Below are 14,457 nucleotides of genomic sequence, written 5' to 3' on the forward strand. Positions count from 1 at the left end.
CTCTAATGGCGGTATTTACTAACAAATCGGTATTGGTGTTGGGCGGTAGTCGGGGCATTGGCGCGGCCATCGTGCGGCGTTTTGCTTCCGAAGGTGCTGCGGTGGTGTTCAGTTACGCCGGCTCGCGCGAAGTGGCAGAAAAACTGGCGGAAGACACAGGCAGTAAAGCGGTTCAGGCGGATAGCGCCGATCGCGATGCCGTGACTAAGCTGGTACGCGAATCCGGGCCTCTGGATGTGCTGGTGGTGAATGCGGGCGTGGCAATTTTTGGTGATGCGTTAGAGCTGGAAAGCGATGCCATAGATCACTTATTCCGCATCAACATTCACGCACCTTATCACGCTGCGGTGGAAGCCGCCCGTCAGATGCCAGAAGGCGGTCGCATTATCGTCATTGGTTCCGTCAACGGAGACCGGATGCCAATGCCAGGCGGCGCAGCCTATGCCGTCAGCAAATCGGCCCTGCAGGGATTAGCGCGCGGTCTGGCCCGTGACTTTGGACCACGTGGTATTACGGTGAATGTCGTCCAGCCGGGTCCCGTCGACACCGATATGAATCCGGCAGACGGCCCGATGAAGGAGCTGATGCACAGTTTTATGGCCATTCAGCGTCACGGTAAACCTGAAGAAGTGGCCGGAATGGTTGCCTGGATTGCCGGTCCGGAAGCTTCATTCGTGACAGGCGCTATGCACACAATTGATGGCGGATTTGGCGCGTAAGATGTCATCGATGAATTTGAGCCAGGTTGCCCCACTAAAACCTGGCTGCATTTGCTCTTTCAGCTGTGAGTGTTCAGATATGACTCATCGCTCTTCACCTGATTTCTGCCCGCCTGCTTAGCGGAATAGAGCGCCATATCGGCCTGCCTGATCAACAACTGAGCCGAGCGATTTTCTCTCTCAGTGTTCAGCGATGCACATCCCGCGCTCAGCGTCACCCGTTGGGAAGCTAACAGAGACGAGTCATGGATGATGTCCTGCCCACGTACAGCTTGCACAGCAGCAGCGGCCACTGACATCGCATGCTCAATATCAGCACCGGGCAGCACGATGGCGAACTCTTCTCCTCCATAACGTGCCACCAAATCGGTACCACGCAAGGAAATGGCGTTTATCGCCAGCGCCACACGCTTCAGGCATTCGTCCCCGGCCACATGGCCGTAAGTGTCGTTATAGCGTTTGAAATAATCGATATCGATCATCACTAGCGAAACCGGCTCGTTGTGCGTGTCTGCGGCCAGGATGCACTCCTCAAGGTAGCGATCAAATGCACGTCTGTTCGCGAGCCCCGTTAACGCATCCGCATGCGCCAGTCTGTTCAGCGCATAGTTGGCTGCACTCAGCTCATCACGAAGATTGGTCAGTTCAAGCTGATAATGCAGGCTATGTCTGGCCTGACGTAGCACGAATACGCCCATGGCAACGATGGCGGATAACAGTGCAAGACTCAGCGACACATCCTGAACGCGTCCTTTCATCCATTTAATGAACAGGCTATGCGTGTCATACCCTGCTGCAACCACCAGCGGGTAACGATCCGATCGTGCAAAACCAAAGATTCGCGGTTTGCCATCAAGTGCCGAGGTCCACTGCCCGCTTCCGCGGTTTGTGCCCTGCAGCATCTGCTGAAACAGATGGCTGGAAGAGAGGTCTTTGCCGATAAAACTATCAGGCATCGGCCGTGCGTATAACACGGAACTGTCAGCCAGCATTAACACCAGTACGTCCTTAGGCCCCATCTCGTAATAAGCGTAAAAGTGCCGGAAATAGTCAACTTTCACCGTAGCCAGCAAAACGCCCTGAAACCCGCGCAGCGCATCGCTGATGCGAAGTGAGACGGGGATCACCAGATCGCCGGTGCTTCTGCTACGGATCACCGGACCGAGATGAATGCTGTTGCGCGGATTGTCGCGTTGAAACCTAAAGTACTCGCGATCGGAGTTATTGATGTCTGCCGGTATCTGCGATGCAGAGGTGGCTATCCACTTGCCTTGGGCGTCGTAATAGAAAAGACCGTGCAGCTGCGGCAATCGCCCCTGAAGCTCCCGCATGGTCTGGCTCAGATTGCGGCTATTGATACCGGTCACCAGCTGCGATTCAACGTCACGCTGCATTTCACGCATCGCGAGCTCAGTCTGCAAGAAAGTATCTTCTGCCTGCCGCGCCTGCGACAGCGCCAGATTGGTCGCCGTTTCCTCACTCTGCCTGACAGTGTCATTCCAGTCCTGGCGCAGTGTCCATATGCTGATGCCTAATACCGCTGCGATCAGCACAATGCCTGCAAACGTGATGCTTCTGATAAGGGAGTGATAAAGGAGCCCTGCTTGCTCGCGCGCGTTTTTTTGCTTCATCCTTCATCCCCATTATCTTTTTCCAGCATTCAGTTAAGCAGATAAAGAGAAATGCGAAAGCTTAGCTGACACAACCCGCCAAATGGCTGAACTCCAGGATATTTCCTGCTGCTTAATATTGATAACATTCAGGAATGATTACAAATTGATATCAGTAAGGATGACGAAGGACATTGCGTAAGAGCGTTTGAATAAAGATAGGTATTTCAATGAATATTTTTAGAATGCCATAATTAAGTTTCTTAAAAAGAAACCATGAGGAATCTGACCGGCTTAGCAGGCCAGATTCAATCGATGACAGTTATTAAATATTTAATCCAGCGCGCCTTTATTATTCAACTGAAGAAAGCATTTTGATGGCGCAGCGGATTAACAGCATGAACTGGCGTCTCTCTCAAATCAGTTCCCGACGATTGCATTACGCCGATTCAGCAATGACCGATTTAAACTGAGCGTGCCACATATTATAAAACTTGCCCTGTTTACCCATCAACAGAGCAAAACTTCCGTTTTCGATCACTTTTCCCTCCGCCATGACCACGATTCTGTCGAACTCTTTGATATTTCCCAGACGGTGAGTCACGGCGATAACCGTCGTGTCGAGTGAAAGGATTTCATTAAACAGGCGATGTTCAGTTTCTGGATCGAGCGAGGATGAAAACTCATCAAAGATGAACAGATTGGCTTTACGGTATAACGCACGCGCGATCGCCAGCCTTTGCCACTGCCCGATTGAAAGTTCATCACCGCCAAACTGTTTACCCAGTCGGGTCTGCTGCGGATGAGGAAACGCGACTTTACTGAGTAAATCGTCAACCTGTGTGGAATGCGCTTCTGTGTCATACTGACTCAGTGCGATATTCTCACCGACGGTAAATTCATACTTGCCGTAGTCCTGAAACACAGTTGCCACTTGCTGGCGGTAACCGTCAATCTCCAGACTTTGTAGTGGAACACCGGATACGCTGATATCACCCTGTTCATAGGCATACATCCGCAGCAGCATTTTAATCAGCGTGGTTTTGCCACTTCCGTTATCCCCCAGAATCGCCACTTTCTCACCTGCCCAAATCTCAAGATCAATGCCGTCTAAGGCTCTCTTGCTCCGGCCTTCATAACCAAAGCTAAGATGCTTAATACTGAGTGAGAACGGCGTGTTATCCGGGAGTAATTTTTGGCCGTTGGTAACGGGCTCAATCTCCTCGGTCATAAAGGAGTGGTAACTATGAAAAAAGCTGCCCATTGATGTCAGATTGGCACCGTAATTCGCAATTTCATCCAGATGCGATTTCATCATCACAATGGACTGAAACACCATCACTAACGCGCCCACCGCGATATCACTGCTGCGCAGATTGCTCAGGAAAAGATACACCCCGGCAAATAGCATCACCAGGCTAAGCAGCATGGCGGGAATGGGCGTTATCAGCGCCCTGACGCGTTGCTGGTGCATACGTTTATAGGTATTAAATGCTGACCCTGAGAATTTTTTTAGCAGATAACTACCCAGCCCATAAAGCCGAATTTCCTGTAAAAAGCTTTTATCCATACTGACACCATAGACGTAACGCATTGCAATTGCGTCCTTAGAGTTTTTGAATAACTCGTGCACGTATTTTTTCTGGATATGGATATTAATGATAATCATCGGTAATACGGACAATGCGCAAATGGCCGCCCCAATCCCTGAATACGCAATCAGCACCAATAGCAAGCTTCCAGCCATCACGGCGGCTCTGAAGGCGTAAATAATGCAAATGATGAAATTAAGCGGTCGATAGGCTGCTTCTTTCTTCAAAAATTCCAGCTGCTCGTAACGCTCCTTGTTATCAAACAGGCTCAGCGTGAAAGATTCATTCATTCTCCGCATAATATTTGCGCTGAAATGGCTGGTTGAAATTTCCGTCACATCACCCTGAATGAGATTCACCAACGGGGTCATCAGTTGAATACCCAGCAAAGACAGACACCAGATAGCAACACTGAACATCAGTGCATGATCACTGATTTGAGGCGTATGGAGTGTGTTAATTATCTTTCCTGTCATGAAGACATTAAGCGCCGGTATCAGGCCCTGAAGAAGGACGATGGCGATAAGTGCAGTAATACGAAGCGGGCTGGATGCAAAGACGTACCTGATTGCCAATAACACTGACTGCCTCCCTTGTTGCAGTTGGAATGGGTCACGCGGGTCGAAACAATGATAGTTGAGAATGAAATTCATTTACACTAATCGCTCACATCTACTTCGCAGCGCGTAACGAGGAAATGCGAAAAGATTTATCAAACATGTAATTAATAACCATTCTCACTTGAGCTATACTCCTCCCTCCCTTCCGCCAACCCGGTACGAAGGCGCAGTAACAAAGACTGGAGGATGAAGATGATCGCAGACAAGGTTATCCGCATTGCGGCGGCAATCATGATCAATGCGGAGGGGCGAGTACTTCTGGTTCGCAAGCGCGGTACCCGCTATTTCATGCAGCCCGGAGGGAAAATTGAGTCGACTGAACGGCCTGTGGCTGCATTGATTCGTGAACTCAAAGAGGAGCTGCAAATCAATGTCACTGAGCAGGATACGCAATATGTCGGTCAGTTCACTGATACAGCCGCAAATGAGCCAGGACATACGCTTATCGCTGAAATATTCACTGTTCTTGCACCCACGACAACGATAATGCCAGCAGCTGAGATTGAAGAGATCGCCTGGCTCCATCCTTCCGAGAATGCTTGGCTGCCGTTAGCGCCGCTCACCGGCCAGCAGATACTCCCCCTCATATTGAACGCAGGCCAAAGCGCTCACTGAGTCTACCTATTGCCAGCCAGTCATGATGAGCGAGAGCAAACGTGAAATGAAGGGGATCTACACCTGATCAGGATCGCGAGGTGCGAGTCGATCCTTTGGAACAACCACTATAGAGAGTAAACCACCCCTTCATACCCTGACGCGCTGCAATGATGATAATTACCCGTTCCTGTGCATTCGCGCCCATCATATTTAGGTTAGTAATCACTAACACTAGTATTGGCAAGCCTTGCGAGGTTAGTAATCACCAGGGGGGTAGATTAAACATAACCACTATAGTGAGTAGTTACTCTCTATAGTGGTTGTTTCTACTCTCTATAGTGGATGTTTGATCCTTTGCCCTGCAAATCAACGATCTTGCGATCGATATGGGATCTTCAAGTTCTTCCGATATGTGCATTGCATTAAAAGCTTACTCTCTATAGCGGTTAGCTACAAAATCAAACATCAAAAATAAATTCTATAAATCATACCCTTAAGATATTTAAACAAAAACAAATAACCGCTATAGAGAGAAAGCTCACTCTCTATAGCGGTTATTGCAGGATGCGAAAATCCCGCAATTGCGTGCGTGTTAGCAGGATCTCAGGCTAAGCCGCTCATCAATGCCATCAGCAGCGCTATCCACTGTAGTGAGTAACTCCTCCCTATAGTGGATATACAGAGAAGGAAAAGCAGTTTCCGGCAGTGAAAGTGAATAACTCAATGATAATAAAACAGTAAGTGTTGAGATTTAGGCAATGTTGAACATTAATCACACTGTTATCCGAACAAATATCCCTCAATAATCCTCAAACAACTCAATAAGATAGAAGTGATAACGTCACTTCCGTCGAATAACCACTATAGAGAGTAGATACCTACTCTCTATAGTGGTTATTAAAACCTGGCGACGATCCTGGATCATTCCACGACGACTAAACACCAGCAGTCCCCTCTTCTATCACACTGAAAGCAGTCACATTGCGAGTTTTGGCTGAGAATGGTGCAAATTGTGAGCGACTTCCAGATAACCACTATAGAGAGTACAAGCCTACTCTCTATAGTGGTTACTGGGTCACAAATGTCTTGATAGCAGTGAATGTGGGAGGTGAACGACGTGGATTGAAGCAGCAAATAACCGCTATAGAGAGCACTTACTCTCTATAGCGGTTATCAAATGGGGGGGTAATTCAGAAGACTACTTCACTTTGCCTTTGCGGATTTCTTCAAGGATCTTCAGCTCCGCTTTTGACAGCATCACCATTTCACCCTGCGGTTCGCTCGCTGCAGCAACCTCATTGGTCTCGATAGGATCATCCAGCTCCAGTTCATCTTCGAGAATATCCGGCAGCTTGAGTGGCAACTCTGCAGGTTTGAGCTTAGGCCGACGATAATGAATGTGGAATACCACGGAGCTACCGCGTTTTAGCTCAGTGTAATCAAGGTAACCAATGTCTTTGAGCTGCTCCATCGCCCTGCGTACGGTCGCATTTTGCGTAATGGGACGAGATGTCAGATTCAGACGTTGTCGCAAGCGCGCCATGGAGATGGGCGCCGGATTAGGAGGAAGGCTTTCGATGAAGGTATAAAGCGCCTGAGCGGACTCCTTACGAGCCAGTGCGTTTATGGCGCGCAGCTGCAGCAATACCTTGCGATCAAACTGATACAACTCGAACAGCTTTGGATCGGCCTGAAGCTCGACCGTATCCTTTTTGACACTGTATTTTGCGGATTGCACCAGATGCGTGACATAGAGTTCATCTTTGTCAGCAGTACCGAACTGGATGGTATTGGATGCAATGCGGATCAGCGAAGCTTCCAGTCGCTCCCTCAGCTTGGCTGAAGATCTTGAAGAAGGAATGCCGCACAGTTTGACGAACTCGACGAAGGGTAAAACCACCTTGTCATTCGTCACGTTATACTTCGCAAACGCGTGAATGATCCCGACCCAAGTCTTAAAATCATTGTCCATATCGAGTCGCTGGCCAATGATCCGAATCCTTTCATAACCTTCTGATTTAACGAGAGACAGTAACTTAAGTTCGTTCGTGACATCAGTAACGGCTGTCGTGTCGTTTTTACGGTTATTGGTCGATTTTAACGTAGGAACGAACAGGCCCAATCGCATTAAAGCAACCGGTTGAACAGTGTTATCTCTGTTGGGGGTAAGTACAACCAGTTCGCCAGTTCGTTTATCTGTTTCTGAAAAGGCTTCAACTATCTTGTTGTTTTTTAGCTCATTTTCCGACATTTTCGAGGATCCGGTTTATACACAGGGACATCGCGCGTTTACTCTCTATAGCGGATACTAGCACTCACTTCATCGGTTAGACTACTCTCTATAAAGGATAATTTACTCTCTATAGCGGTTAGTTTACTCTTTATAGCGGTTACCGATATCTCCTCAGGGCTAGTGGCACAAGGCTTTAACCGTAGTGGGGATCTATTAGGAACTTCTATGATCTCATGAGGATCTGTTCTTGGATCGGGTCAGTGAATAATGGGGATAACCTTTCCGGGATAACGGCGGCTGAAATTCAGTCAATCACGTCACTGGAAATCAAAGTTATGCACAGCGGGATCAGTTACACACAGCATGCATCCTTGCCTGCTCACTACAGCGGTTATCAGTCACTCTCTTCATCGGTTGTTTCACTCATTTCATCGGTTATTTCCCTCTCCACAGCGGTTAGTTTACTCCTTATAGCGGTTATTAAGGCCATCTCAGCCCAGTCATACCAAGGCCTGCAGCGATCCGGGATCTTCTTTGATCTCAATGGGATCTCATTATGATCGAATAATTGGATCTACCCTGTGGATAAAGGGGATAAAAATCAGCGTTAAATGAGACTGTTAAGCAGATTTCAGCCGGAATACGGTGATTTGGTTCAATTCTCAATGTCGATCCCGAGAAAAGATCCCCTTGTAAAACTTGTTGGCCTGGATAAGCCCAGATTTTGGTATGAACACGATCATCAATCAGATATTCGTAAATTCAGCCTGTACAGGGTTTTTGGGGCGTTGAGAGGATTGGGCTTACCAGATACGATAACTGAACTTAAATGGCTTAGAAGGCTGCTGAAGCGCTTAGAAGCACAGATTCAAACGAGCGTGGGTTACTGAAAAGTGGGAACAATAAAAAGGACGTGAAAATCACGTCCATTTTGGATTTGCGTTGTATGAAGAAGCCGGATCAAGACTTAGAAAGGATCGCCTTAATAGCAATATCGATCTCTTCCAGCGTATTGGCAGGCAAACGGTGGAATTCATACTGTACATGGCGCTTTTCTGCGTTAGTTTTGCGCTTAGCGTAAGCGGTACGATCTGAGAAATGGCCAAACTTCTCAGTGGTGACACTCTTGTTTTTCACCGGCTTAACCAGCTGCTTTTTAGCGGTGGTGAAAAACGACAGAATCCGGGTTTTCTGATCATCGGAGGCCAGTTTGTGCAGCGCCTGATCGTCATCCATTCGCGCTTTGACCTGAGCCACAACCTCTTTAACCGCCACACCCTCTGCTTTAGCTTCTTCTGCCACATCCAGCAGTAATTTGTAGTCCGGAATGCTGAGGTCGGAAACAACCGGTATTAACTCGATAAATTCAGCAGGAACCCACGCAGCCTGAAATGCACGCGTCACTTTGGCGTTTGAGATCCCTTCTGCTTTCGCAATCTCGGTCTTGTTCATGCCCTGCGCTTCCATCATCAGGAAACGTTGACCCAGTTCACGCAGATTGTGCTCTTTTGCTGTCTGAATATCCGCAGCCAGCTGACGGGCATCACTGATATCAATGTCATCCTCGGTCACCAGAACTTCGAGGCCCGTTCCGGCGAACAGACAAGCGGCACGACGACGAGAACCATCCATAATTTCAATGCGGCCATCCACCAGGCGACCAATTGCCGGGAAGAACTGTTGCAACTCAATGGTGCGCGTAATGTCTTTTACTGATTCTTCGGTCAGCGCTGACTGATCTCGCCCATTCACCTGCGCGTCAACAAAGGTTTTGCTTTCCACTTCACCGCTGGGAATGAGCTGGCGGCTGAATGTCGCTGTGTTACCAGACTTAAGAGTGAACACGCGTGACTGATTGCCGCTGTTGATAAAGCTCGACATCTGGGATTGGCCCATGGTGCGGCCAATTCTTTTGAGTGATTTGGGTTCGGTCACTTGGTACTCCTGATATATTCAATGCGGTCAAATACAGCGCGTGAAAAATTCTCGGCTTCCTGTTTTGCCTTTCTGAGTGCATCGGCACTGCCTGGATACGAAGTCGGATTTGCGCTGATCACCGTGTCAAATGACTCGCCACAGCGCTCAAAACCATCTAAACGGGGCAACACTGCATCCAGCATCGATTTTGTGAACACCTCACGTGCATAGCTATGAGACGTAATGTGGTCATGTTTGGTGGTCATCTTCGACATAAAGCCAATATTTGCTTTCAATCTTGGTTCTATCCCCTCGTTCTCAATGCGCTCAAGCATTTCCGGCAGTCGCGTCAGGTATTTCATCGTTGAGTGAAAATCAACCTGTGCTGGCGGTGTCGGCGTAAGCAGTAAGTCACTCGCGGCAATGGCATTGAGCATAAATGCATCAAGATGCGGGCCGGTGTCGATAAAGATGAAATCGTAATCTTCAGCCAGACGGTCAATGACGTTGCGGCGCAGAACTTCCGATGGTGCGATGCCGGGTAGATTCTCAGCAACCAGTGCATCCCAGTCGCTGGCGACAAAGCCATCATCGATAGAGGCAGGCATCACATCGACGCCAGGCATCACTGTGGATTTCACAAACTGCTCACGCAGCTGCTCGGTGCTGACATCGTTAAGCATCGCCTGTGCAGCCGTTTCCAGCACCGAACCGACACTGTTGGTATGGCTGAGGAACATGGTGCTGGAGGCCTGCGGATCCAAATCAATCACCAGAATTCGCAGATCATTATGCAGCAAGCCTGGGTGAGCACGCAGACCATGAGCCAGGGTAACGGTCGTAACAGTTTTGGATACGCCACCCTTGAGATTCACAACAAAAACGACGAAGGGATCTTTATGTTTGTCGCGATATTTGGGTACCTTGCGATGCTTATAAATATCGACAACATTCTGAATGCTCATCGCATATTGAGAAGTGCTGCCCGTCTGCTTTCTGCCGAATTCATAACCCGCCTCTTCCATCTCACTGATGGCGGCGGCAACCGCGTGTTTACTCAACAGCGGTAAGTTGGCGACGGCGTTACGTGTAAAGGTATGGTAGTAGCCTTGTTGATTGAATTCCTGACGCTGCTGCTCGATATGGCTGCTGAGTCCGTGCAGCATGCCATTCGCACGGTTGGCGATGTCAAACACGTCACCGTAATCACGCTTCATAAGCACCTCAATAATAATGATTTGTTGTATTGTACTAAAAAAGCTTCCGCATGCCAGTTTTTAGGTAAAAATCAATAAAAGTGGATTTTTTGTGGTTTCTTTGTCGTTATGCTGATTGAGTATAATTAATTAAAATCAATGACATAGGTGATGTTGTATTTATCTGACCGATGGAGGGTTGAGAGTGATGTTTTAGTCAACTCCCCTACCCTATCGTATTTAGCATGATTTTCAAACAAAAGGTGTTAATGAGGTAATATTGCAAAAACCGTGGCTTTTTAAACGATAAAAAATTGTCATGGCCGGTCATAGTGTTTCCACCACTTAAGATGAGATGAATACCTTAAGCAGCATGTGATTTGTTGTGGATAGAAACGGAGACGATTTGATTGATCGCGGCGATTTTATTTGAAATTTTCCAAATCCGCATGGCCAGACAAAATAATCTACACCTTCCCTTCCGTTAGTTTTAATCAAGACATTCAATGCTATTCAAAATGGTTCACTCTCTAAAGTGACCATTATTTGACATGAGTTGACGTAATGAATGCATTCATACTTATCAACTTATCAACTTATCAACTCATTCTCACCCTGTAAGAGCAGTTATTCGATCTAAAACCCGTTAGTACATTTACGACATATCAAGTCGTTCAAAGAAAGGAATTTAGATTCAGTTCGCATTTAACCTGATTTATACACTATAACTTTCAGCGTAACTTAACATGGTGTGATAACTGAGGAACTGACCAAATCTCCCAAATGTCAGTTAACCCTATCAGGCCATGGCGATTGTTTCGTCACTAATATGATCACGGAAGTTTCCAGGTTCTCCGTACTGTATCTAAATCAATTGGAGGACTTAATGACAACGTTCAGGTTTAAGTTATCCCTATCACCTAAATTTCAGTTCGCAATTGAACGAGAGCTCAAATCTCTAAAGGTGTAGCAAACTCCGAATTTGATGGACGTAAATGAATTAATTTGAGCTCTTTCTCAATAGTCTGAGGGATGGCTTAAGTATGTTTCGATTAATGCATGGCGAGGTTTGACAACTAATAGATGATGACCAGGCACTCAAGTTGTTTAAGGGATCTATATAGAGACCTTGTGGTCTTTTTCAAAAAGGCAGACGATTTGGGCAAATTAGGGGTCATTACTTACTATCGAATTTGCAACCGCAGGTATCACCAAATACATTTTTTATTTCCCCCTTGAGTTGACGAAAGATTAAGGTGGGGCGTAATCAATCACTACACAGGAAAAGTCAAAAAACTGGAGGAGGATATGGTGATTTTCAGCCTGAAAAAACAAGATTAACTTATATTTTTCAACGTGTTAATCATTTTTTCTATTGGTGAGAAAAACACAGAGTTCAAGCCATTTCACTTCACATTAAACCCGTTGGGCCATACTATAATGTTCAGCATTCAGCATTCAGCATTCAGCATTCAGCATTCAGCATTCAGCATTCAGCATTCAGCATTCAGCATTCAGCATTCAGCATTCAGCATTCAGCATTCAGCATTCAGCATTCAGCATTCAGCATCAAGCCCATCGTCCAGAGACTTTCTTCCGACAAAGTTATCCGTTTCCAACAATCCAGATATTGCAGACAATTCGACAAAATCTGTCTACCCATCTGACCAACTCGTATGAAAGCATTACGTACCCGTCATCCTGCCAATGTGCGACTGACCCTTACTATACTAATCAGATGTCTTTAATCACACCCAATGGCTATGCAAGCGAAACGGAATCTGGAGAAGGCTGAAATGCTGTTTACAGATTAGAAGTCGCATTGCGCGGATAGTGAAAGTGGAAAGAGAAAGATAACAAAATACCGACTGTCGCTTAGATGTATTTCGTTATCCTGAAGTTCTGCCTGGAGTAACTGCAAAGAGATGAACGACACGAAATGCGTTATACAGAAATACCATCGTCATGACTCACTAGGACTCATAAAAGTAGCACCCAGACCATCCTAAGCGCCATCTCTCCAATTACCTTCACCACCAGTCAAAAAAATATGGTGATTTTCAGCCTGAAAATTTCAGAAATTTTCTTTTAATACACTACCTTATAGCGTTTTCAGGAAGGTGAAAAAATCCATCTGAAAAGATGACAATGTCATTTCAAGCTTTAATCATCAACACTTATGACAGCCAACCCGGAAGGGCAGGGCGCCCATCTACTGCCGGTAAGAATGCTTTACTCAGTGCGTGCGGAAGACAGTGAGCAAAAGCACGCCCGGTTCAATCGAGCGCAATTATACTTTGCATTGAGCTGTGTTAATCACACCAACCCTAAGCGTTCACCATGACGTTCCTGTTTAACTCACCCCACAGTCGGATAGTCCTATGAACAATATCGACGTACTCATCGTTGGAGCAGGGCCCACTGGTTTGGTGCTGGCACTCTGGCTCACCCGACAAGGCGTGTCGGTCCGTATCATTGACAAGAGTCAGGGACCGGGTGAGACATCACGAGCAATGGCCGTTCAGGCTCGAACGCTGGAACTTTATCGCCAGTTGGATATGGCTGAAGAAACCATCGCAGCAGGCTATAAAATGCCGGCTATGAATATGTCGGCGAAGGGAAAACCGAGGGCGCGCATTCCCCTGGAGAATGCCGGGAACGACATTTCTCCGTATCCGTTCGTGCTTGTCTTACCCCAGGACAGACATGAAAAACTGCTGGTCACCCGCCTTGAAATGGCAGGTGTCATCGTCGAACGGCAAACAGAATTTATGTCGTTTAGCGAAGAAGGCGAACAGATTGTTGCTACGATCAAAACACCTACAGGGCAAACGGAAACCTGCACTGCCACCTATCTTGCAGGCTGTGATGGCGCGCATTCCCCGGTGCGCCATCAAATAGGCAGTGACTTCGAGGGCGGTACTTACGACCACCTCTTTTACGTTGCAGATGTACTGGCCAGTGGAGTGACACCCGCGAATGAGGGACATATCGCCTTCGACAAGTCTGATTTTGTCCTGGTGATGCCCTATGGGCCAGAACATCAATATCGTTTGATCGGCACTGTGGAGAGTGAGGAAGGGGATAAGCAGCAACATTGTTTTGACGATGTCAGTCAACGGGCCATCAATGGGTTAGGGCTCAGCATCAAACAGGTGAACTGGTTTTCCACTTACCGTGTTCATCATCGGGTAACCAATCATTTTCGCCATGGTCGTGCATTTCTGCTGGGGGATGCAGCACACGTCCATAGCCCGGCAGGAGGGCAGGGGATGAATACCGGTATTGCCGATGCGATAAACCTTGCGTGGAAATTGTCTGCGGTAATTAAAGCGCAGGCCCCTGAAACCTTGCTAGATAGTTATGAGGCAGAGCGAAAAGGCCTCGCTCACCAACTGGTAAAAACCACAGACCGGGTCTTCACCTTCATCACTGCCGCTGGCGGGTTTGCAGATTTTGTGCGTACGCACATTGCACCGGCAATCGCGAGTCAGGCCTATCGATATGGAAGTGTGCGCGAATACCTTTTTCGTATCATCTCACAAACAACGATGAGCTATCCGAATAGCCCTATGAGTGAGGGAAAAGCGGGAGAAATAAGTGCGGGCGATCGCTTACCGTATATCGCTATGGGTGAGACAGACAATTATGCATCACTGAGAAAGATAGTCTGGCAATTACACATCTATGGTACAGCCACTGAAGAAGTCAGGAACTGGTGCGATCGCCATGGTGTGGAATGGCATGTCTTCCCCTGGCAGGATGCATTTGAGAAAAAAGGATTCAAACAGGACAGCGCTTACCTGATTCGACCGGATGGCTATATCGGCCTGGTGGTCACTGAAAGACATGCGGAGCGTCTTTCCGCTTATGTCAGTCGTCTTGGAATACAGCGAGCTTTGTTGTTGAGGCATTGAAAGTCAGCTCGCTCGTGCTACTGGCAAATTCATCAGTTCATTGAGTGGCGTAGCAA

8 protein-coding genes are annotated in these 14,457 nt (G+C 47.4%); 3 read left to right on the forward strand and 5 right to left on the reverse strand.

What is annotated here, in order from left to right:
* The first annotated feature begins 5 nt into the window (after positions 1–5).
* Complete coding sequence (gene bdcA, locus F3J37_RS18960; RefSeq protein ID WP_034827665.1) at positions 6–719, forward strand: SDR family oxidoreductase; 714 nt, start codon at positions 6–8, stop codon at positions 717–719.
* A 59-nt stretch (positions 720–778) separates the two neighbouring features.
* On the opposite strand, the gene F3J37_RS18965 is transcribed toward bdcA, so the two are convergent.
* Together F3J37_RS18965 and F3J37_RS18970 are read right to left on the reverse strand one after the other, a co-directional pair.
* Entirely contained in the window at positions 779–2,350 is a 1,572-nt protein-coding gene (locus F3J37_RS18965; RefSeq protein WP_034827666.1) for a sensor domain-containing diguanylate cyclase, read from the reverse strand.
* Between the two features lie 418 nt (positions 2,351–2,768).
* The gene (locus F3J37_RS18970; RefSeq protein ID WP_166935110.1) at positions 2,769–4,502 is read right to left on the reverse strand and encodes an ABC transporter ATP-binding protein; all 1,734 of its coding nucleotides are present in this window, start codon (positions 4,500–4,502) and stop codon (positions 2,769–2,771) included.
* A gap of 231 nt (positions 4,503–4,733) precedes the next feature.
* Between F3J37_RS18970 and F3J37_RS18975 the strand changes: the two genes are divergently transcribed.
* The gene (locus F3J37_RS18975; RefSeq protein ID WP_034827669.1) at positions 4,734–5,156 is read left to right on the forward strand and encodes an NUDIX hydrolase; all 423 of its coding nucleotides are present in this window, start codon (positions 4,734–4,736) and stop codon (positions 5,154–5,156) included.
* A 1,180-nt stretch (positions 5,157–6,336) separates the two neighbouring features.
* Here F3J37_RS18975 and F3J37_RS18980 read toward each other — a convergent pair.
* The 3 genes from F3J37_RS18980 to F3J37_RS18990 all read right to left on the reverse strand — a co-directional run bounded on the left by F3J37_RS18980 (position 6,337) and on the right by F3J37_RS18990 (position 10,505).
* On the reverse strand, positions 6,337–7,389 hold the full coding sequence (locus tag F3J37_RS18980; protein ID WP_034830847.1) for a RepB family plasmid replication initiator protein: 1,053 nt from the start codon (positions 7,387–7,389) through the stop codon (positions 6,337–6,339).
* Between the two features lie 942 nt (positions 7,390–8,331).
* The gene (locus tag F3J37_RS18985; RefSeq protein ID WP_034830853.1) at positions 8,332–9,267 is read right to left on the reverse strand and encodes a ParB family protein; all 936 of its coding nucleotides are present in this window, start codon (positions 9,265–9,267) and stop codon (positions 8,332–8,334) included.
* 35 nt (positions 9,268–9,302) lie between these two features.
* Complete coding sequence (locus tag F3J37_RS18990) at positions 9,303–10,505, reverse strand: AAA family ATPase (protein WP_034830844.1); 1,203 nt, start codon at positions 10,503–10,505, stop codon at positions 9,303–9,305.
* Positions 10,506–12,865: 2,360 nt separating this feature from the next.
* Here F3J37_RS18990 and F3J37_RS18995 point away from each other — a divergent pair.
* Positions 12,866–14,401 (forward strand): FAD-dependent oxidoreductase, encoded by a 1,536-nt coding sequence (locus F3J37_RS18995; RefSeq protein ID WP_034830843.1) that lies wholly within the window; start codon positions 12,866–12,868, stop codon positions 14,399–14,401.
* Positions 14,402–14,457 lie beyond the last annotated feature (56 nt).

Origin of the sequence: Candidatus Pantoea communis, assembly GCF_011752685.1 — a bacterium.
Classification (GTDB): Bacteria; Pseudomonadota; Gammaproteobacteria; order Enterobacterales; family Enterobacteriaceae; genus Pantoea; species Pantoea communis.

What these genes read in the sequence shown, in the direction of transcription:
- F3J37_RS18985 (WP_034830853.1), bottom strand. Translation starts at nt 9,267, where the DNA reads ATGGGCCAATCCCAGATGTCGAGCTTTATCAACAGCGGCAATCAGTCA.
- F3J37_RS18980 (WP_034830847.1), bottom strand. Translation starts at nt 7,389, where the DNA reads ATGTCGGAAAATGAGCTAAAAAACAACAAGATAGTTGAAGCCTTTTCA.
- F3J37_RS18975 (WP_034827669.1), top strand. Translation starts at nt 4,734, where the DNA reads ATGATCGCAGACAAGGTTATCCGCATTGCGGCGGCAATCATGATCAAT.
- bdcA (WP_034827665.1), top strand. Translation starts at nt 6, where the DNA reads ATGGCGGTATTTACTAACAAATCGGTATTGGTGTTGGGCGGTAGTCGG.
- F3J37_RS18995 (WP_034830843.1), top strand. Translation starts at nt 12,866, where the DNA reads ATGAACAATATCGACGTACTCATCGTTGGAGCAGGGCCCACTGGTTTG.
- F3J37_RS18965 (WP_034827666.1), bottom strand. Translation starts at nt 2,350, where the DNA reads ATGAAGCAAAAAAACGCGCGCGAGCAAGCAGGGCTCCTTTATCACTCC.
- F3J37_RS18990 (WP_034830844.1), bottom strand. Translation starts at nt 10,505, where the DNA reads ATGAAGCGTGATTACGGTGACGTGTTTGACATCGCCAACCGTGCGAAT.